Genomic DNA, 18,704 nt, shown 5'->3' with positions numbered 1-18,704 from the left:
GATGCTGCCCCTTTCTCCCCGTCTCTATACGGGGAGAAATGTCCGGCAGGACAATGAGGGGCGGCGCCAACGTTGCAGATTGAAACCCATACCGCGCCTGTGTCTGCGCCGAGTGCTAAAATGACCGAAAAAATCATCCTCGCTTCAGGCAGTCCGTTCCGCAAGGCGATGCTTCTCAATGCCGGGCTCGACGTCGAGGCGGTGCCGGCCGATGTCGACGAACGGGCGCTCGAGGCGCCGTTGCAGGATAGCGGCGTTTCGCCCGAGGATGTCGCCTTGGTGCTGGCCGAGGCCAAGGCCACCGAGGTCAGCGAACGCCGGCCGGGTGCGCTGGTGCTCGGCTGCGACCAGACGCTCTCGCTCGGCGACGAGGTGTTCCACAAGCCGGCCGACATGGAAGGTGCGCGCCGTCATCTGCTGGCGCTGTCGGGCAAGACCCATCAGCTCAACAGCGCCGCGGTGCTTGTGCGCGACGGCAAGGTGCTGTGGCGCCATATCGGCATCGCCGGGATGACCATGCGCAAGCTCGACCCCGGCTTCATCGGCCGGCATCTCGCCCGCGTCGGCGCCAAGGCGCTGACCAGCGTCGGCGCCTACCAGATCGAGGGCGAAGGCATCCAGCTGTTCGAGAAGATCGAGGGCGACCATTTCACCATTGTCGGCCTGCCGCTTTTGCCGCTGCTGGCCGAACTGCGCACGCTGGGGGCCATCGATGGCTGAGGCAACGAAAAAGGCCTTCGTCACCGGCCATCCGATCAAGCATTCGCGCTCGCCGAAGATCCATGGCCACTGGCTGGCAAAACATGGCATCGACGGCAGCTACGAGGCGATCGACGTGGCGCCACAGGATTTCGCCGAATTCATCGCGACATTGCAGGCGGCTGGTTATCGCGGCGGCAATGTCACCATTCCGCACAAGGAAGCTGCCTTCGCGCTTGCCCACCGCCGCGACCAGGCGGCCGAAGAGATCGGCGCCGTCAACACGCTGTGGTTCGAGGACGCCACTTTGTGGGGCGGCAACACCGACGGCCACGGCTTTGCCGCCAATCTCGATGATTGCGCGCCGGGCTGGGCGAACACGGGACCCGCCGTCGTGCTCGGCGCCGGCGGCGCATCCCGCGCGGTCATCCAGGCGCTGAAGCAACGCGGCGTCGGCGATATCAGAATCGTCAACCGAACGCTCGCCCGGGCGCAGGAATTGCGCGATCGTTTCGGCGCCGGCGTCTCCGCGCACGGCACGGCGGCGACCGACGAATTGCTGGCCGACGCCGGCCTGCTGGTCAACACCACCGCGCTCGGCATGGTCGGCAATGAAGGCCTGGCCGCCGATCCGGCCTTGTTGCCGGACCACGCCATCGTCACCGACATCGTCTATGTGCCGCTCGAAACGCCGCTGCTCGCCGCCGCGCGCGCCAGGGGGCTGAAGACGGTCGACGGGCTCGGCATGCTGCTCAACCAGGCCGTGCCCGGCTTCGAACACTGGTTCGGCATCAGGCCGGAGGTCACGGCGGAGCTCCGCGCGATCATCGTCGCCGATCTGGTGCCGAAACCATGATCGTGCTCGGCCTCACCGGCTCGATCGGCATGGGCAAGTCGACGACGGCAAAAATGTTCGCCGAGGCGGGCGTGCCGGTCCATGATTCCGACGAGGCGGTGCATCGCCTCTACGCGGGCGCCGCGGCGCCTTTGGTCGAGGCCGCCTTTCCCGGCACCACGGTTGGCGGTGTGGTCGACCGCGCAAAGCTCGGCGCTCGCGTGCTTGGCGATGCCGTCGCGCTGAAGCGGCTGGAGGCCATCATCCACCCGCTGGTTCGCGCCGACGCCGACGCGTTTCTGGCCATGCATCGTAACGCTGGCGAATCGATCGCCGTGCTCGACATTCCGCTGCTGTTCGAAACCGGCGGCCGTGGCCGCGTCGACAAGGTCGTCGTCGTCACCGCGCCCGCCGAAGTGCAGCGCCAGCGCGTGCTGGCGCGGCCGGGCATGAGCGAAGAAAAACTGGCGGCGATCCTGGCCAAGCAGGTGCCGGATGAGGAGAAGCGCCGGCTGGCGGATTTCGTTGTCGATACCAGCCAGGGGCTGGACGCGGCGCGTGCCCAGGTGAAGGCCATCGTTGCGGAATTGGTCGGGTAGACAAGCTTGGCCCGACATCGCTTTGGCGCTCGACTGACCGATCTCGGCAGCTCAAACCTGTGGCGATTGTGCTAGGTAACGCCGTTCCCCATTGCCATTTTGTTCCGCTGTCCCGATTCTGCCCCCCTTAGGAGCGACTGATTCGATGCGCGAGATCATCTTCGACACGGAAACCACCGGCCTTGATTCGCGCGACGACCGCGTGATCGAGCTGGGCGGCGTCGAGCTGGTCAACCGGTTCCCGACCGGCAGGACGTTCCACCACTACATCAACCCGCAGGGCCGGGCGATCCATGAGGAGGCGCAGGCGGTGCACGGCATCAGCGCGGCCGACCTCGCGGGCAAGCCGACCTTCGCCGAGATTGCGCAGGAGTGGCTGGACTTCACCGATGGCGCCAAGCTGGTCGCGCACAATGCCACGTTCGACATCGGCTTCCTCAATGTCGAATTCGGCCGGCTCGGTCATCCCGTCGTCGATCCCGGCCGCGTCGTCGACACGCTGGCGCTGGCGCGCCGCAAGCATCCGATGGGCCCGAATTCCCTCGATGCACTCTGCCGGCGCTACGGCATCGACAACACCAAGCGCACCAAGCACGGCGCGCTGCTCGATTCCGAATTGCTGGCCGAGGTCTATATCGAGCTGATCGGCGGCAAGCAGGCCGCGCTCATCCTCGACAGCGCCACCGCGCCGGCACAGGGCGAGAATATCAGGCACATCGAGATCATCGTTGCCGAGCGCCCGAGGCCGCTGCTGCCGCGCCTGACCGAAGCCGAGCGCGCGGCGCACGCCGCCATGGTCGCCACGCTTGGTGAAAAGGCGCTGTGGCTGAAGGCCAATTCATCCGAAGCAAGCGCTGCGGCATCCTTATAAATACGGCCACTCGCCCTTTCCCAGCACTGCCACCGCAGCAATGATCCGCGCGAACGCCTGGGCGGCAGCGGGCACTGTGGTGCGGGCGCGCAAAAAACTGTGCACGAGACGGGGCTCCTCATGCCACCACGCCTTGCCGCCGGCCGCAACGATGCGGTCGCGGTAGGTTTGGCCATCCGACGACAGCGGGTCGCACTCGGCCGTGATGATGACCGTCGGCGGCAGGCCGGAAAAGTCGCGGTCGCGCAGCGGTGAGAACGTCGGGTCATCGGGCGATTGCCGCTTGGCCGAGCGGACGTCGCGGTAGAAGGCGATGTCGGCGACGGACAGCAGGGGCGCCTCGGCATGTTCGACATAGGAGCCGGCGCCCTCGTCGCCGCCGAGACCGGGATAGATCAGCACCTGGCCGACCGCCGTGCGGGCATGCCGGCGCGTCGCTTGCGCCACGGCCGCGGCAAGATTGCCGCCGGCGCTCTCGCCGCACAGCACCAGCGGCAGGCCCGATGTCACCGCCGCCCACGCGAAAGCGGCCATCGCATCGTCGAAAGCGGCGGGATGGACATGCTCGGGCGCCAGCCGGTAGTCGACCGACACCACGTCGAAGCCGGTGCCGGCGGAGATCTCGGCGCAGATGTCGTCATGGCTGTCGAGGTTACCCAGGATGAAACCGCCGCCGTGGAAATAGACCACCATGGCGCCCGGGGCCTTGCCGGTTAGCTGATAGTGGCGGATCGGAATGCCATGACCAGACGCCGCGACCAGGCCGTCGCTGGCCCTGACCCCCGGCGGGCGGCCGCGGTGCAAGGCACGGCACATGCGGTCATAGACCGCGCGCTGCTTGTCGATCGGCAGGCCGATGATTTCGGGCGGGTACCAGGCGTTGACACTTTCTATATAGGCCCACAGCGCCGGGTCGAGCCGTGTTTCATATTTGCCGCGGCTGGTCATGTCGGTCTGCTGTCATAGATCGGCGTAGAGCGCCGCTGCGTTGTCGAAGGTGAAGCGCAGCGGCACCGAACCTTCGACCCGCCATACAGTGACCGTCTCGCCGGCCAGCAGCCGACAAGCGCCGTCCGTATCGGTGACGGCGCCGCCATAGAGCCGGTTGGCGAGGTTGAGGATGCCGGTCTGGTGCATCGCCGCACTGCCGCTGCCGCAGGCATCCTTGACCAGAAGCACGCGAAATCCCTTTGCCACGGCGTCCTTGACCGTGGCGTCGATGCAGGCCTCGGTCCAGACGCCGGCGACGACGAGCCATTCAATGCCGGAGGCCTTCAGCCGATCGGCGGCAGGACCGCTGCGAAAGGCGCTGGCCTCGGCCTTGATCAGCAGCGCCTCGCCCTTGGCCGGCGACACTTCATGGCAGACCTCGGTCAGCGGATCGCTCTTGTCGGAAAAGGCCGACTTGCCATCGGCACCGACGGGATGAAAGGGCCGATCCTGCTTGTCGAGATCGACGATATAGGCCCAGTGCTGGAGCGGCACTTTTTCCGCGCGCGCCGCTTCTTGCAGGCGCTGGACATTGGCCAGGATGCCGGCAAAACCCTCGACCAGGTAGCGCGGGTCCTGCCGGTGCTCTTCCTGCAGGTCGATGAAGATTGCGGCCACGGTGCCGCGCTTGATGGAGATGGGAGCCTTCACGCCAAAAACTCGTCCTCATAGGGGAAGCGCGACAGAAGCTCCGTGCCGGTCTCGGTGATCAGGATCTCGTCCTCCAGCTTGACGCCCTCGCGGCCGCCCTTTTCGCCGATATAGCTTTCCACGCTCACCACCATGCCTGGCACGATATGGCCGTCGCGGCCATAGGTCTCGTAATCCATGGCATGGGCGATGAAAGGCGTCTCGCCATGCATGCCGACGCCGTGCATGACCGAAGTGTAGCGCTGGTCGACGAAGCGGTCCGGAATTGTCCAGGCCTTCTCGGCAATCTCGCGAAACGCCATGCCAGGTTTGACGATCGAAATATTGTGCTGAACCTGGTCATGCGCCATGCGGTAGAGCGATTTCTGGTAGGGGGTCGGCTTGCCCGGCCCGCAGCGGAAGGTGCGCGAAAAATCGGAGTAATAGCCGTAGCAGCCGATCGTGTCGGTATCGAGCGCGAGCAGCTCGCCGGGCCGGATCTTGCGGCCGCTGGCCTCGTTGAACCACGGATTGGTGCGCTGGCCTGACGTCAAGAGCCGCGTCTCGATGAACTCGCCCCCCTGGCGGATGACCTCGCCATACATGATGGCGAACAGGTCGTTTTCGGAAACACCGGGCTTGATCGCCTCGCGCACCGCATAAACGGCGGCCTCGGCGCCGGCCATCGACACCTGCAGGCATTTCACCTCCTCCGGCGTCTTCACCGCGCGCACGGCCAGGATTTCGCCTTGGCAGTCGCGGACCTCGCAGCCGCGCTTTTCCAGGGCGAGTGCCTGCAAATGGCTGCAGCGGTCGAGCCCGAGCTTCATCGAGCCGCCGCCATGCTTCTTCAGGAGCTCGGCGATCTCGTCGGCGAAGGGGCCGGCGGTTTCGTCGTCGCGGCCGGAGACCGAAGACCAGACGAGCTTGGAAGGACGCGCCTCGTCGATCGTGTCGAGCACCATGGAGACATGATAACTCTGCGGATATTCGAACAGCACGATCGGCCCATCGGTCGGGATGAAGAAATAACGGGTCGAATTGCGCAGGAAGTAGCCGAACATGTTGCGCGAGCCGGTGGCGTAGCGCTGGTTGTAGGGATCGAACAGCACGACGCCGCCATAGCCGGCGTCACGCATCCAGGCCCGCAGCTTGGCCAGCCGGCCTTTGCGCAGCGCGTCGGCATCGATGAAGGACGGCTCGGTGTCCGACAGCCACATGCCGCCGGCCGGATCGGCCGCTGCGGGGTGGCGCATGCGGTCCTTGAAGTCGACGTCTTCGGTGCTGTCGGGGTCGAATACGACGATGCTCATGTGGGCCTGGCCTTGGGTCTGTTGCAAGGTCAGACCATGGCGCAGGAGGCATCGAAGGATTGTGCGGAAAACCGCGTTTGTTGTGCGAAATGCCGCTAGTGCTGCAACGCATGGCGCCGCCCCCTCACCCAGCCTCCGCTTCGCTCGGCTGACCTCTCCCCGAGGGGAGAGGAGACTTGCAGCGCCGACCGTTTCCCTCTTCTCCCCTCGGGGAGAAGGTGGCCGCGAAGCGGCCGGATGAGGGGGCCTTCATAGAGCGCCGCGCCTAATGCCGTCTCGCCAGCTTCGGCGGATGGCCATGTTCCTCGCGAAACGCCCGGGCAAAGCTCGACATCGAAGCAAAGCCGCAGGCCAGCGCCACGTCGCGCACGGCGAGCGTCGAATGTGCGAGGAGGTCGGCGGCGCGCTTCAGCCGAAGGCGCCGGTAATAGCCATTGGGCGAGATGGCGAGTTCGGAGCGGAAGGAGCGTTCGAGCTTGTCGGAGGACACGCCGAGCCGCGCGGTCAGCTCCGCCATGCCGAGCCGCTCCTCGACCGCGTCCTCCATGATGGCGATGGCCGACAGCACCAGCTCATTCTGCACGCCGGTGCGCAGGCGCAGCGGCATCAGCTTGCGGTCGACGCTGGAGCGCAACTGGCTGTGCACGAACCATTCGGCGACGCCGGCGGCAAGCTCGGCGCCGTAATCGCGGGTGATGATCTCCAGCATCATGTCGAGGCTGCCGACGCCGCCGGCCGAGGTGAAGCGCTTGCGGTCGATGACATAGAGATCGCGCCGCAGCTCGATTGCAGGAAAGGCCTCGGTGAAGGCGGCCTGGCTGGTCCAGTGCAAGGTGCAGGCATGGCCGTCGAGCAGGCCGGCCCGCGCCAGGAAGAACGCCGCGTCCGCCACCGCGCCGATATGCGCGCCATTGCGCAGGCTGCGGCGGATCCAGCTCGCCGCGTCCTCGGCGACGAGGTGGTCGGCGTCGCCGCCCGAGCAGACGACGATGCGGTCGACCTTCGGCGCATCCTCCGCGTAGAACCCCGGCTGGATGACGACGCCGTTCGAGGCCTCGACCGCGCCTTTCGTGCCGCCGACGATGATCCAGCGATAGCACTGCCGCTTCGCCAGGATGTTGGCGGCCCGCAGCGGCTCGATCACCGAGCTGAACGCCATCATCGGAAAGCCGGGAAACACCAGCACCGCGAAGGTCAGGGGCTCGATGGGTTTTTCGGGTTCGCGCGTGGCCATGGCGGTAGATTTCGGGCGAATGGCGCGCGAGGTCAACCGGGGTGATGCCGATCGATAATCATGAGACGCCAGCGCCGCCCCTCATCCGCCTGCCGGCACCTTCTCCCCGTATAGAGACGGGGAGAAGGGATATGGCGCAACCTCGGCGCCTTTCCTCCAACGTTGGCAATTGGCGAAATCATCGATGCCAGCATCTTTCTCCCCGTCTCTATACGGGGAGAAATGCCCGGCAGGGCAATGAGGGGCGGCGCTGACCTTTACGATTTGAGGGTCTAGCCCCCCAGCGCCTGCTCCAGATCCGCGATCAGATCATCGCCATCCTCGATCCCCGCCGACAGTCGCACCAGCGAATCCGATATCCCGATTTCTTCCCGCTTCTCCGCCGGGATCGACCCATGCGTCATCAGGGCCGGATGTTCGATCAGGCTCTCAACCCCGCCGAGGCTTTCGGCCAGCGTGAACAATTGCGTGCGTTCAAGGAAGCGTTTTGTCCCGGCGAGATCGCGGTCGAGCACAACCGTGATCATGCCGCCAAAGGCGTGCATCTGCTGGACGGCGATGGCGTGCTGCGGATGGCTGGCGAGGCCGGGATAGATCACGCGGCGCACATCCCTGCGCGCTTCCAACCACTGCGCGATCTTCAGCCCGTTGTCGGAATGACGCTCCATCCGGAGCGCCAGCGTCTTCAGGCCGCGCAGCGCCAGGAAACTGTCGAACGGGCCCGATATGGCGCCGATGGCGTTCTGCAGGAATTTCAGCTGGGCGGCCAGCTCCTTGTTGTCGCCGACCACGGCCACGCCGCCGACCATGTCGGAATGGCCGTTGAGATATTTGGTCGTCGAGTGCACGACGATGTCGATGCCGAGCTCCAGCGGCCGCTGGATATACGGACTGCAGAACGTGTTGTCGGCGACCGACAATATGCCCTTGCGCTTGGCCAGCGCGGCGACGCCTTCGAGGTCGACGATGCGCAGCAGCGGGTTGGTCGGCGTCTCGACCCAGAGCAGCTTCGTGTCCGGCCGGATCGCCGCTTCCACCGCGGCAAGGTCGGTGAAGTCGACGAAGGAGACCTGGAGACCCGCCGAGCGCTTGCGCACCCGCTCCATCAGCCGGAAGGAGCCGCCATAGATGTCGTCGGTGGCGACGATATGCGCGCCGGAATCAAGCAGTTCCAGCACCGTCGAGATCGCCGCCAGGCCCGACGCAAAGGCAAAGGCGGCTGTGCCGCTTTCCAGATCGGCGACCGCGCGCTCGAAGGCGAAGCGCGTCGGGTTCTGGCTGCGGGCATATTCGAACCCTTTGTGCACGCCGGGCGACTGCTGGCCGTAGGTCGAGGTGGCATAGATCGGCACCATCACCGCGCCGGTCAGCGGGTCATGGCTCTGGCCGCCATGGATGGTGCGCGTCGAGAAGGCCAGGCGGTTTTTGCCGGCCGGCGGGGTGTGTTTGGTCATCGTGCGCGCCTCAGATGGTTGATCAGGTCGATGCGGGTGATCAGGCCGACGAACTCGTCGCCGTCGAAGATGATGGCGACCTCGTTGCGGTCGAACACCGGCAGCAGTGCGTCCAGCGTCTGGCTGGCCTGCAGCGTGTGCAGATTGGAGGTCATCGCGGTGCGCACCGGGCCGTTGAACCGCTCCCAGCGCCCGTCATAGGGACCGTCGACCTTGGCGAGGATATCGCTCTCGTCGACGATGCCGATGAGTTTGCCATTGTCGAGCACCGGCAGCTGCGAGACATCCGAGCGGCGCATGCGGCCATAGGCGTTGAGCAGGCTTTCATCCGGGCCGACATAGACTGTGTCGCCGGTGCGGTGCGAGCGCATGACCAGGTCGCGCAGGTCGCCATGCTGCTCATGTTCGGCCAGGCCCTGCTCGGCCAGCCAGAAATCGTCGAACACCTTCGACAGGTACTTGTTGCCGCTGTCGCAGACGAAGGTGACGACGCGTTTGGCCGTCGTCTGCTCGCGGCAATAGCGCAAGGCGGCCGACAACAGCGTTCCCGAGGACGAGCCGGCCAGGATGCCTTCGCGCGACAGGAGATCGCGCACCGCCAGCATGCTTTGCTTGTCCGTGATGGAGTAGGCTTTTTTCACCAGCGACAGATCGGCATTGGGCGGCACGAAATCCTCGCCGATGCCTTCCACGGTCCAACTGCCCGCCTCTTCCATCTTGCCGGTCTTGATCAGCGGCGCCAGCACCGAGCCGACCGGATCGGCCAGCACCATTTCGGTCTTCGGCGACACCTCGGCGAAGTAGCGGCCAAGCCCGGTCAGCGTGCCGCCGGAGCCGACGCCGACCACCACCGCGTCGACATTGCCATCAAGCTGCGAAAAGATTTCCGGGCCGGTCGTCGTCTCGTGCGCCAGCGGGTTGGCCGGGTTGGCGAACTGGTTGGCATAGAAGGCGCCCGGCACTTCGGCCGCGATCTTCTCGGCCATGTCCTGGTAATATTCCGCGTGGCCCTTGCCGACATCGGAGCGCGTCATGCGCACCTCGGCGCCCAGTGCGCGCAGATGCTGGATCTTTTCGCGCGACATCTTGTCGGGCACCACCAGCACGATGCGGTAGCCCTTGGGAATGCCGACCTGGGCAAGGCCGAGGCCGGTATTGCCGGCGGTCGCCTCGACGATGGTGCCGCCGCGCTTGAGCTTGCCCTCTCTCTCGGCCGCCGCGATCATCGACAGCGCGATGCGGTCCTTGATCGAGCCGCCCGGGTTCTGGCTTTCGAGCTTGATGAACAGCCGGCATTTGCCGGTGTCGAACTTGGTCAGCTCGACCACCGGCGTCTGGCCGATCAGGTCGAGAACCGATTTGTAAGGCGGCCGCAAGCGTGAGGATTGGCCATCCGGGCTGCCTGGCGCAGCTTTTCCGTGCTCGCTCATATCGAAGCTCCCTGATCAAGCAACCGGCTCGGGGGCAGAGCGGCAGCGTAGCCTCTTTTCCAGCCGTTTGTCGCGGGAAAGAAGATAGAACGTGCCAATCAGACGGCCAGACGAGGAATGAAATTCCCGGTTGCGGCCTGGTCGATGGGGCACGCCCCCTCTGGCCTGCCGGCCATCTCTCCACGAGGGGGGAGATGGGCTGCCCTGCGGCTTTCGCCAATAACCGACGTTGGAAGGCGCGCGGGGGTCCGAAGCTGCCGATCTCCCCACCTGTGGAGAGATGGCTGGCAGGCCAGAGGGGGGCGCCGTAGAGCGCAGCCCGACCATAAATTCACCCCAGCAATTGCTTGCTCAGCCGCGCGCACTGGACGCGGATGTCGGGGATGGCGTCGATCTCGAAGAAGGTGCCGCGCGTCAGCGGGCCGACGGCGAGGATCTTGCGCGAGACCGTGCCGTCGCCGGCGATGATCTCGCAATTGGCCGAGACGTCGAGGCCGATGCGCATCGGATCGGGCCGCGCGAGCCCGCGGTCGACCAGCGAGCGCACCACGCTGTTCGACGATGTCGAAATGTCCCGCACGATCCCCGAGCAATCATAGATGCGGGCGACCTCAAAAGTCTCGACGAGCTGGCTGTGGCGCGACTGGACGTCGACGCTTAAAGCCTCGCCCGGCGTGATGCCGACGACGCGGCCGGCGACAAGCCGGATGCGGCCCGACTGCACGGCTTGCGTCACCTTGGCGTAGACTTCCGGCGCCATGCGATGGCGGTGGATGTCCCACCAGGCCTTGGTGTGCTCGACGAAGCGGCGCTTGGCGGAGGCCGGCCAGTTCTGCCAGATCTTCTGGTTGAACGGCCTGAGACCGTCGACCACGTCGCGCCAGTCGATGCCGGCCTTCTGGTTCTCGCGGATCAGGTCGCGGAACCAGCCGACGAAATAGGACAGCTGGGTGCCGAGTGGAATGTCGGCGACGTCGAGCTTGATCGGATTGCCCTTGCGGTGCGGCGACGGCAGCAGGCCGCGCCGGGACACGGCGATGATTTGTCCCGTATGGCCGCGCTGTTCCAGCGCCAGGAACGCGTCGACCATGCTGAGCCCGGTGCCCAGCACCAGGACGGGGCTTTCCGGATCGAGCGCGGTGTCGGCCTCCGAGCCCATGCGGATCGCATGGCCTTGCGCCGGCTGTTCGTCATGGCCGGTGGCGAGTATGGCCAGATGGGCGACGACGCTGGTGCCGTTGGCAAGCGCCACCTCGACGCCGGAGGCGGTCGGCGTGATCGACAGGCTCTCTTCGTGGATCAGGCGCAGCCGCCCGCTCGGCTGTTCGCGCGCTTCGAGCTCGTCGAGCAATTCGCCGAGATAGCGGGCATAGAGGCTGCGCGGCGCGTAGAAAGGTATCTGTGGCGTCTGCTCCGGGTCGACCAGGCCACGCCCCTGCAGCCAGCGCCAGAAATTGCCGGGATCGTCGGCATAGGCGCTCATGCCGGCGGCGCTGACATTCAGCACATGCGCCGACAGCAGCGTCGAATAGGCGATGCCCTGGCCGAAATGCGGGCGCTTTTCGATCAGCGTGACGCGCAGATCCGGATTGGACGATTTCAGGAGATGCGCGGCCATCACGACGCCGCTGGCGCCGCCGCCGACAATGATGATGGAACTGGCGCGCCCGCTCATGCGCGCCTCCGCATAGTACCAGGCGTCAGGCCTGGACCTTCACCGTGACTGGGAGTTCGTCGATGACGATGTCGCGCATCTCGGCGAGGCTGCGCTGGTCGAGCACCTCGGCGATCGCCTGCCGGACCTCGAGCATCAGATGACGGACTTGGCATGTCGCCTCGTTGCAGTCTTCACAGCGCTGATATTGTGTGCGGCTGGCGCAGGGAATTGGCGCCAGCGGCCCGTCGAGGACGCGCACGACATGGCCGACCTTGATCTCGTCGGCCGGCCGCGCCAGGCGGTAGCCGCCATCCTTGCCCTTGCGGCTCTGGACGAAACCGGCATTGCGCAATTCGCCGAGTATGGCGTCGAGGAATTTCTTCGGGATGTTGTTGCCGGTCGCGATGTCGTTGACGAAAGCCAGCTGCCCGGCCGGCATATGCGCGAGGTGGACCAGCGCCTTGAGGCCGTACTTGCCTTTTTTGGTGAGCATTGACCGAACGTTTCTCTGTCATGCGATGGCGTGAAGCCATCCGTTACGAAACGCCTGGCGAGCCTCCCCGCCGCGCCCAAGCTTCCATGACACATAAATTCTAGTGACATGATGTACAAGCCGAGAAACGTTGAATTTGCTTCGTTTTCAAGCCGCAATAGCCATTTTGTCAGGCCTTTGTGCCAATAAGAGCACAGAAATGCATCGCGACGGCGACAAGGCGACAAATAGTTCCGCTCGGGACAGCCCTGCCTTGCGCCAACTCTTGCGGCGCCGGGAGCCGGCGCATGCCGCGAGCGATCATGGTGGTGGGGTGCCCGCTCATCGTCGTCTCCAATCCCTCATGTCGATAAGGATACTATACTTACCCTCGAACACGCGGAATGGGTTGTCAATTCCGCAGCTGTTTGAGGCATGGATTTTCGTGGTGCTTGGCAAAAGCGAAAATTTTCGTTTCGTAGGGGATGGGCGCGGACGATTGTAGAATTGCCCGAGCCCTTCCCACCTTCGCCCTAGTATGACGAAATCGGGGGCTCGCGGACAGCCATTCCCCGTTCGGTTGTCATCGGGGATGATGACAGCGGTTGCAGCCGCCCTTTGCGCTCTGGTCCTCCGACACCGACAAGTTTTTTTCAACAAACCCGCCTTCGTTGGAAGGATTTAACTCTACAAGAGCGATAGAATTAGCGGACTATCATAGGGCAATCCGGTTTTCTCTGTTTTCATGGAGCCTTTTGATGTCCACCATTTCGCGACGCATTCTCCTTCTGTCGTCGGCTGCCCTTGCTGGGGCCGCCTTTCTCAGCCCGGCTTTGGCCGAGGACCTGAAGATCACCATCGGCTACCAGACGGTGGTCGAGCCGTCCAAAGTGCCGCAGGCCGACGGCGTCTATGAAAAGGCGACCAAGGCCACGATCGACTGGCGCAAATTCGATTCCGGCGCCGATGTCATCGCCGCGGTCGCTTCCGGCTCGGTCGATATCGGCTATGTCGGGTCGAGCCCGCTGGCCGCGGCCGCCAGCCGCGAATTGCCGATCCAGACCATCTTCGTCGTCGGCCTGATCGGTCCGTCCGAGGCGCTGGTCGCCCGCAACGGCGCCGGCATCGAGAAGGTCGCCGACCTCGCCGGCAAGAAGGTCGCCGTGCCCTTCGTCTCGACCACGCATTACAGCCTGCTTGCCGCGCTGAAGCACGAGAATGTCGATCCGAAATCGGTGCAGATCCTCAATCTCAGGCCGCCGGAAATCGCCGCCGCCTTCGCGCGCGGCGACATCGATGCGGCTTACGTCTGGGATCCGGCGCTGGGCCAGATCAAGACATCAGGCAAGGTGGTGCTGGATTCCGCGCAGGTCGCTGCCTGGGGCGCGCCGACCTTCGACGCCTGGATCGTGCGCACCGATTTTGCCGAAAAGAACCCGGAAGCGGTGCGCGACTTCGTCAAGGTGACGGGCGCTGCCTATGCCGAGTACCTCGCCAAGCCCGACGCCTGGTCGGTGTCGTCGCCTGAGGCCGGCAAGATCGCCAAGCTTACCGGCGCCAAGCTGGAAGAGGTGCCGGAGCTCTTGAAGGGCTATGTCTTCCCGACGCTTGAAGAGCAGGCCTCCGACAAATTCCTCGGCGGCGGCACGGTCAAGGCGGTCGTTGCGGCCTCCGCCTTCCTCAAGGAGCAGGGCAAGGTCGACGCCGTGCTGCCAGACTATTCGAAATATGTGACATCGAAATACGTCACCGAGGCGCTGGCCTCGAACTGAGCGCCGGGCGTCACCTGAACGCGCGGGGATCTCCTTCCCTGACGCCGCGCGTGCCGCCTGCCCCGGAACCGCTGACGAGGCGCGGTTTCGGGGCGGGCGAGTTCAATGACCTTCCTGAGAGGCCCCATGCCGCATCTCGTGCTCGACAAGATCTCGATCCACTACGACGGCCAGCCGGCCCCCGCCGTCGAGCGCGTGTCGATCGACGTCGCCGGGCATGATTTCGTCGTGCTTGTCGGCCGTTCCGGCTGCGGCAAGACCTCGCTGCTCAACGTCGCCGCCGGCCTGGTCACGCCGGCGCGCGGCAGCGCCACGATCAACGGCCGGCCGATCACGGCACCCGGTTCCGACCGGGCTGTGGTGTTCCAGAACGATGCGCTGTTTCCCTGGCTGACCGCGCGCGAAAACGTTGCCTTCGCGCTGCGCCTGCGCGGTATCAGGCCGGCCGAGCGCGCGCGCCGTGCCGATGAATTGCTGAACCTGGTCAAGCTCGGCGACGCCGGCGACAAGCGCATCTGGGAACTGTCCGGCGGCATGCGCCAGCGCGTCGGCCTTGCCCGCGCGCTCGCCGCCGAGCCGCAATTCCTGCTGCTCGACGAGCCGCTCGGCGCGCTCGATGCGCTGACGCGCGAGCGCATGCAGACGACGCTGCTCGACCTCTGGACGGCGAGCCATGCCGGCGTGCTGATGGTCACCCACGGCATCGAGGAGGCGCTGGTGCTCGCCACCCGCATCGTCGTGCTGGCGCCGGGCCCCGGCCGCGTGGTGCGCAGCTTCGAGCCGGGCTTCTCCAGGCGCTACGCCGCGGGCGAGGCCATCCGCGCCATCAAGGCCGACCCGGCCTTCGCCGCGGCGCGCGGCGAACTGACCGATGCCATCTTCGAGGGAGAGGCGGCATGACCATTTCCTCCTACATGGAGCGCGCGGGCCAAAGGACTGAAGAGGCCGACGGCCTGTCGGTGCCGTGGTCGCGGCCAAGCCCGAAACGCAAGGGCGTTTCGGCCCGCATGATCAGCGCGGTCACCATACTGGTGGTGCTGGCGGCGTGGGCGCTGTCGGCCCGCCTGCAACTGGTGTCACCGGTGTTCCTGCCCTCGCCCGCCGCCGTGTGGCACAAATTCATCGTCGTTGTCAGCGACGGCTTCGTCGACGCGACGCTGCTGCAGCACGCTGTCGCCAGCCTTGGCCGGGTATTCGCAGCACTCGTCGCGGCGCTCCTCGTCGGCGTGCCGGTTGGTCTCGCCATCGGCATCAGCACCGTCGGCCGCGGCATCTTCGATCCGCTGCTGGAATTCCTGCGGCCGATCCCGCCGCTCGCCTATCTGCCGCTGGTCATCATCTGGTTCGGCATCGGCGAGCCGTCGAAGATCCTGGTGATCACTATTGCCATGCTGGCGCCGGTGGCGCTGTCGACCGCGTCGGGCGTCCGCGGCGTCTCGCAGGAACGATCAACGCCGCGCGTTCGCTCGGCGCGACCAGGCGCCAGGTGGTCCGCCACGTCATCCTGCCCAGCGCGCTGCCCTCGATCCTGACCGGGCTGCGCATCGCGCTCGGCGCCGGATGGTCGACGCTGGTCGCGGCCGAGCTGGTGGCGGCGACGCGGGGACTTGGCTTCATGATCCAGTCGGCGGCGCAGTTCCTGGTCACCGACGTGGTGATCATGGGCATTCTGGTGATCGCGGCCATCGCCTTCGTGCTCGAATTCACCATCCGCCGGATCGAGCGCGCGCTCGTCCCGTGGGCGGGACGGGAATGATCAACCGCAAAGCGCGGGAGGATGACGATGACGACCCATTCCACCGCCGTGCTGTTCGCCCATTTCGGCGCCTGGCTGCTCGGCCTTGCCTCTGATGACAAGGCCACGAGGCAGGAGCGCTCGCCGGCGCCGGTGCAATTCCAGGCCGGCCGCGACCGCCTGCCGCCGCGCGACGAAAGTTTCTACTGGGCCTGGCAGTACTGGTCGCAGTGAGGTCAGTTGCGCAGCCGGTAGCCGGTCTTGAAGATCCAGGCGACGATGGCGATGCAGGCGGCCAGGAAGACCAGCGTCATGCCGAGGCTGACGCCGACCGAGACGTCGGCCTTGCCGTAGAAACTCCAGCGGAAGCCGCTGATCAGGTACACGACCGGGTTGAACAGCGTGATCGTCTTCCAGATGCCCGGCAGCATGTGGATCGAATAGAAGCTGCCGCCGAGGAAGGTGAGCGGCGTGACGATCAGGAGCGGCACCAGCTGCAGCTGCTCGAAGCTTTTCGCCCAGATGCCGATGATGAAGCCGAACAGGCTGAAGGTCACCGCCGTCAGCACCAGGAAGCCGACCATCCAGAACGGATGCAGGATGGTGAGCGGCACGAACAAAGAGGCGGTGGCGAGGATGATCAGGCCGAGGATGATCGACTTGGTGGCCGCGCCGCCGACATAGGCGATGACGATCTCGAGATAGGAGACCGGCGCCGACAGAAGCTCGTAGATCGAGCCGACGAATTTCGGAAAATAGATGGCGAAGGAGGCGTTGGAGATCGACTGCGTCAGCAGCGACAGCATGATCAGCCCCGGCACGATGAAGGCGCCGTAGCTGATGCCGTCGATCTCGGTGATGCGCGAGCCGATGGCCGAGCCGAAGACGACGAAGTACAGCGATGTCGAGATGACAGGCGAGACGATGCTCTGCAGCACGGTGCGGAAGGCACGCGCCATCTCCATCCGGTAGATCGCCCAGACTGCGCGCAGGTTCATGCGTCTTTCCTCACCAGATTGACGAAGATCTCCTCGAGCGAGCTGTTTTGCGTGTCGATGTCGCGGAACTGGATGCCTGACGCCTCGAGATCGCGGATCAGCGAGGCAACGCCCGGCCGCTCGGCCTGGTTGTCATAGGTGTAGGTGAGCTGCCCGCCGTCGGGCGACAGCTCCAGCGCATAGCGCGAGAAGGTTTCGGGAATGGCGGTCAGCGGATTGCGCAGCTCCATCACCAGCCGCTTGCGGCCGAGCTTGCGCATCAGCTCGGCCTTGTTCTCGACCAGGATGATTTCGCCGCGGTTGATGACGCCGACGCGGTCGGCCATCGCTTCGGCTTCCTCGATATAGTGGGTGGTGAGGATGATGGTGACGCCATCCTCACGCAGCCGGCGCACCATCTCCCACATGTCCTGGCGCAGCTCGACGTCGACACCCGCCGTCGGCTCGTCGAGGAACAGGATGCGCGGCTCATGCGACAGCGCCTTGGCGATCATCAGGCGCCGCTTCATGCCGCCCGACAGCGTGATCGCCTTGGCGTCCTTCTTGTCCCACAGCGACAGATCGCGCAGCACCTTCTCGACGAAGCCTGGATTGGCCGGCTTGCCGAACAGGCCGCGGCTGTAGTTGACCGTCGCCCAGACGCTCTCGAAAGCATCGATGGTCAGTTCCTGCGGCACAAGGCCGATCAGGCTGCGCGCGGCGCGGTAATCCTTGCCGATGTCGTGGCCGTCCACCGTGACGGTGCCGGTCGAACGGTTGACGATCCCGCAGACGATCGAGATCAGCGTCGTCTTGCCGGCGCCGTTCGGTCCGAGCAAAGCGAAGATCTCGCCGCGCTGGATGTCGAGATTGACTTCCTTGAGCGCGGTGAAGCCGGTGGCGTAGGTCTTGGAGACCCCGGAAATGGACAGAATGGAGGGCATGGGCTGAAAACGGCTGCCTGAAAGAGGTCCCCTGATATAGGCCGAATGTCGTCGCATGCAACCGCAAGTCAATGGCGCTGCTGACAGTTCTGGACAGCCAGCGCGGGACGGCCATTGCCTTAGCCCAGCGTGAACACGGTGCGCCTTGTGCTGTCATCCCTGGCCCATGCCTGTTCGACATCCGCCAGCGGAACCGGGGTGGTGTCGATTTGAAGGCCGGCCGGCACCACGGCGCGCAGCAGATCGCCGGTGCAGGCGATGAAGCGGTCGAGGGGGACGCTGCCGATGCCGCTGCCCATAAGGGCAATCGCGGATGAGCGCAGAACCGCGCTCGGCAAGGTGATATCGGACCCGCTGACGGCGCCGATCTGGACGAAGCGGATAGGCACGGCGTCGGCACCGGCCTTGGCGGCGGCGATCAGCAGGCGTTGCGCACTGCTGCCCCAGAGATAGTCGACGACGACATCCACGCCCTCCTTGAACTGCCGCTTGAAATTTTCCTCAAGAGCCGCCCCGTCCTCGATGAGCGGGATCATCACATCCGCGCCAAGCGCCGCGACCGCGTCGAGCGCGGCTGCGTTGCGGGCAGTGGCGATGATTTTCCTGGCGCCGAGATGCCGGGCGATCTGGACGGCGAGGCGACCCGCAGTGCCGGTGGCGCCGTTGACCAGCACGGTTTCGCCCGGCTTGAGCTTCGCCCGCTCGGTGAAGGCGGCCCAGGAAGACATGCCCGGATTGGCGATGGCGGCGGCGGTGATGTCGTCCAGCCCGTCCGGCAGAGCCACGCAATGCGCCTCGGGAACGACGGTCCGCTCCGCCATGCTGCCGTTGGGCGCCCTGGGCAGCGCGAAATAGACCTTGCTGCCGTCCTTGAGCCGGCCGACGCCATCGATGCCGACGATGAAGGGAAACTGGCCGGCAGAACTGTAATGCGAACCCGAGGCCCGGCTCTTGACGACATGGCTGATGGCGGTGGCGGTCACCGTGACAAGATTTTCACCCGGTGCCGGCACGGGGTCCGGGAAATCGCCGTAGACCGGTGTCTGCCCGGCGCTCGAAACAATCGCGGCTTTCATGATGGTCTGCCTTTCT

General features: G+C 65.4%; 18 protein-coding genes and 1 pseudogene. 8 read left to right on the top strand and 11 right to left on the bottom strand.

All coding sequences use genetic code 11. From position 1 onward, the window contains the following. Window positions 1-120 precede the first annotated feature (120 nt). The 4 genes from JG746_RS04475 to dnaQ all read left to right on the top strand — a co-directional run bounded on the left by JG746_RS04475 (window position 121) and on the right by dnaQ (window position 3,004). Window positions 121-720: a Maf-like protein gene (locus JG746_RS04475; RefSeq protein WP_202357074.1), complete on the top strand. Its 600-nt coding sequence runs from the start codon at window positions 121-123 to the stop codon at window positions 718-720. Beyond that, entirely contained in the window at window positions 713-1,555 is an 843-nt protein-coding gene (locus JG746_RS04470) for a shikimate dehydrogenase (RefSeq protein ID WP_202357073.1), read from the top strand. Before JG746_RS04475 ends, JG746_RS04470 begins: the two co-directional genes overlap by 8 nt. After that, the gene (coaE, locus tag JG746_RS04465) at window positions 1,552-2,133 is read left to right on the top strand and encodes a dephospho-CoA kinase (protein ID WP_202357072.1); all 582 of its coding nucleotides are present in this window, start codon (window positions 1,552-1,554) and stop codon (window positions 2,131-2,133) included. The genes JG746_RS04470 and coaE overlap by 4 nt, the downstream gene beginning before the upstream one ends. A 145-nt stretch (window positions 2,134-2,278) precedes the next feature. Then, window positions 2,279-3,004 (top strand): DNA polymerase III subunit epsilon, encoded by a 726-nt coding sequence (gene dnaQ / locus JG746_RS04460; protein ID WP_202357071.1) that lies wholly within the window; start codon window positions 2,279-2,281, stop codon window positions 3,002-3,004. Here dnaQ and JG746_RS04455 read toward each other — a convergent pair. The 8 genes from JG746_RS04455 to JG746_RS04420 all read right to left on the bottom strand — a co-directional run bounded on the left by JG746_RS04455 (window position 2,999) and on the right by JG746_RS04420 (window position 12,205). Then, the gene (locus tag JG746_RS04455; protein WP_202357070.1) at window positions 2,999-3,952 is read right to left on the bottom strand and encodes an alpha/beta hydrolase; all 954 of its coding nucleotides are present in this window, start codon (window positions 3,950-3,952) and stop codon (window positions 2,999-3,001) included. The two genes, dnaQ and JG746_RS04455, sit on opposite strands and share 6 nt — an antisense overlap. 12 nt (window positions 3,953-3,964) lie before the next feature. Then, window positions 3,965-4,645, bottom strand: coding sequence for an isochorismatase family protein (locus JG746_RS04450; RefSeq protein ID WP_202357069.1), 681 nt, complete (start codon window positions 4,643-4,645; stop codon window positions 3,965-3,967). Continuing rightward, a complete protein-coding gene (locus JG746_RS04445) occupies window positions 4,642-5,937 on the bottom strand; it encodes a M24 family metallopeptidase (RefSeq protein WP_202357068.1) in 1,296 nt (431 codons plus the stop codon). Before JG746_RS04445 ends, JG746_RS04450 begins: the two co-directional genes overlap by 4 nt. 265 nt (window positions 5,938-6,202) lie before the next feature. Next, window positions 6,203-7,171, bottom strand: coding sequence for a GlxA family transcriptional regulator (locus JG746_RS04440; protein ID WP_202357067.1), 969 nt, complete (start codon window positions 7,169-7,171; stop codon window positions 6,203-6,205). 272 nt (window positions 7,172-7,443) lie between these two features. Next, window positions 7,444-8,625 carry a trans-sulfuration enzyme family protein gene (locus JG746_RS04435; protein WP_202357066.1) on the bottom strand — a complete coding sequence of 394 codons (1,182 nt, stop codon included), beginning with the start codon at window positions 8,623-8,625 and terminating at the stop codon, window positions 7,444-7,446. Next, window positions 8,622-10,055, bottom strand: a complete 1,434-nt coding sequence (locus JG746_RS04430) for a pyridoxal-phosphate dependent enzyme (protein WP_202357065.1) — start codon at window positions 10,053-10,055, stop codon at window positions 8,622-8,624. The genes JG746_RS04435 and JG746_RS04430 overlap by 4 nt, the downstream gene beginning before the upstream one ends. 331 nt (window positions 10,056-10,386) lie before the next feature. Beyond that, window positions 10,387-11,730, bottom strand: coding sequence for an FAD/NAD(P)-binding protein (locus JG746_RS04425; RefSeq protein ID WP_202357064.1), 1,344 nt, complete (start codon window positions 11,728-11,730; stop codon window positions 10,387-10,389). A gap of 25 nt (window positions 11,731-11,755) precedes the next feature. Beyond that, the gene (locus JG746_RS04420; protein WP_096451968.1) at window positions 11,756-12,205 is read right to left on the bottom strand and encodes an RrF2 family transcriptional regulator; all 450 of its coding nucleotides are present in this window, start codon (window positions 12,203-12,205) and stop codon (window positions 11,756-11,758) included. A 737-nt stretch (window positions 12,206-12,942) separates the two neighbouring features. Between JG746_RS04420 and tauA the strand changes: the two genes are divergently transcribed. The 4 genes and pseudogenes from tauA to JG746_RS04400 all read left to right on the top strand — a co-directional run bounded on the left by tauA (window position 12,943) and on the right by JG746_RS04400 (window position 15,925). Continuing rightward, the gene (gene tauA, locus JG746_RS04415; RefSeq protein ID WP_202357063.1) at window positions 12,943-13,956 is read left to right on the top strand and encodes a taurine ABC transporter substrate-binding protein; all 1,014 of its coding nucleotides are present in this window, start codon (window positions 12,943-12,945) and stop codon (window positions 13,954-13,956) included. Window positions 13,957-14,082: 126 nt separating this feature from the next. Beyond that, the gene (locus tag JG746_RS04410; protein ID WP_202359258.1) at window positions 14,083-14,856 is read left to right on the top strand and encodes a taurine ABC transporter ATP-binding protein; all 774 of its coding nucleotides are present in this window, start codon (window positions 14,083-14,085) and stop codon (window positions 14,854-14,856) included. Then, a pseudogene (locus JG746_RS04405) lies at window positions 14,853-15,712 on the top strand (ABC transporter permease subunit). Before JG746_RS04410 ends, JG746_RS04405 begins: the two are co-directional and overlap by 4 nt. A 27-nt stretch (window positions 15,713-15,739) precedes the next feature. Further along, entirely contained in the window at window positions 15,740-15,925 is a 186-nt protein-coding gene (locus JG746_RS04400; protein ID WP_446721164.1) for a hypothetical protein, read from the top strand. A 2-nt stretch (window positions 15,926-15,927) separates the two neighbouring features. Here the strand turns inward: JG746_RS04400 and JG746_RS04395 are convergent, their stop codons facing one another. From JG746_RS04395 to JG746_RS04385, 3 genes are all read right to left on the bottom strand, one after another. Beyond that, complete coding sequence (locus tag JG746_RS04395; protein WP_202357061.1) at window positions 15,928-16,689, bottom strand: ABC transporter permease; 762 nt, start codon at window positions 16,687-16,689, stop codon at window positions 15,928-15,930. Then, entirely contained in the window at window positions 16,686-17,612 is a 927-nt protein-coding gene (locus JG746_RS04390) for an ABC transporter ATP-binding protein (RefSeq protein WP_202357060.1), read from the bottom strand. Before JG746_RS04390 ends, JG746_RS04395 begins: the two co-directional genes overlap by 4 nt. A 119-nt stretch (window positions 17,613-17,731) precedes the next feature. Next, window positions 17,732-18,688, bottom strand: coding sequence for a quinone oxidoreductase family protein (locus JG746_RS04385; RefSeq protein ID WP_202357059.1), 957 nt, complete (start codon window positions 18,686-18,688; stop codon window positions 17,732-17,734). Between the last annotated feature and the right edge of the window lie 16 nt (window positions 18,689-18,704).

This window comes from Mesorhizobium sp. 113-3-3 (genome assembly GCF_016756495.1).
Lineage (GTDB): Bacteria > Pseudomonadota > Alphaproteobacteria > Rhizobiales > Rhizobiaceae > Mesorhizobium.
Note: the sequence above shows the minus strand (reverse complement) of the source record. Positions and strands in the feature narration are given on the sequence as shown.

Bases quoted from the DNA above. Each gene is read 5' to 3' on its own strand.
- JG746_RS04435 (WP_202357066.1), bottom strand. From the start codon at position 8,625: ATGACCAAACACACCCCGCCGGCCGGCAAAAACCGCCTGGCCTTCTCG.
- JG746_RS04470 (WP_202357073.1), top strand. From the start codon at position 713: ATGGCTGAGGCAACGAAAAAGGCCTTCGTCACCGGCCATCCGATCAAG.
- JG746_RS04385 (WP_202357059.1), bottom strand. From the start codon at position 18,688: ATGAAAGCCGCGATTGTTTCGAGCGCCGGGCAGACACCGGTCTACGGC.
- JG746_RS04430 (WP_202357065.1), bottom strand. From the start codon at position 10,055: ATGAGCGAGCACGGAAAAGCTGCGCCAGGCAGCCCGGATGGCCAATCC.
- coaE (WP_202357072.1), top strand. From the start codon at position 1,552: ATGATCGTGCTCGGCCTCACCGGCTCGATCGGCATGGGCAAGTCGACG.
- JG746_RS04395 (WP_202357061.1), bottom strand. From the start codon at position 16,689: ATGAACCTGCGCGCAGTCTGGGCGATCTACCGGATGGAGATGGCGCGT.
- JG746_RS04440 (WP_202357067.1), bottom strand. From the start codon at position 7,171: ATGGCCACGCGCGAACCCGAAAAACCCATCGAGCCCCTGACCTTCGCG.
- JG746_RS04445 (WP_202357068.1), bottom strand. From the start codon at position 5,937: ATGAGCATCGTCGTATTCGACCCCGACAGCACCGAAGACGTCGACTTC.
- JG746_RS04455 (WP_202357070.1), bottom strand. From the start codon at position 3,952: ATGACCAGCCGCGGCAAATATGAAACACGGCTCGACCCGGCGCTGTGG.
- JG746_RS04390 (WP_202357060.1), bottom strand. From the start codon at position 17,612: ATGCCCTCCATTCTGTCCATTTCCGGGGTCTCCAAGACCTACGCCACC.
- JG746_RS04410 (WP_202359258.1), top strand. From the start codon at position 14,083: ATGCCGCATCTCGTGCTCGACAAGATCTCGATCCACTACGACGGCCAG.
- dnaQ (WP_202357071.1), top strand. From the start codon at position 2,279: ATGCGCGAGATCATCTTCGACACGGAAACCACCGGCCTTGATTCGCGC.
- JG746_RS04400 (WP_446721164.1), top strand. From the start codon at position 15,740: ATGACGACCCATTCCACCGCCGTGCTGTTCGCCCATTTCGGCGCCTGG.
- JG746_RS04420 (WP_096451968.1), bottom strand. From the start codon at position 12,205: ATGCTCACCAAAAAAGGCAAGTACGGCCTCAAGGCGCTGGTCCACCTC.
- JG746_RS04475 (WP_202357074.1), top strand. From the start codon at position 121: ATGACCGAAAAAATCATCCTCGCTTCAGGCAGTCCGTTCCGCAAGGCG.
- JG746_RS04425 (WP_202357064.1), bottom strand. From the start codon at position 11,730: ATGAGCGGGCGCGCCAGTTCCATCATCATTGTCGGCGGCGGCGCCAGC.
- tauA (WP_202357063.1), top strand. From the start codon at position 12,943: ATGTCCACCATTTCGCGACGCATTCTCCTTCTGTCGTCGGCTGCCCTT.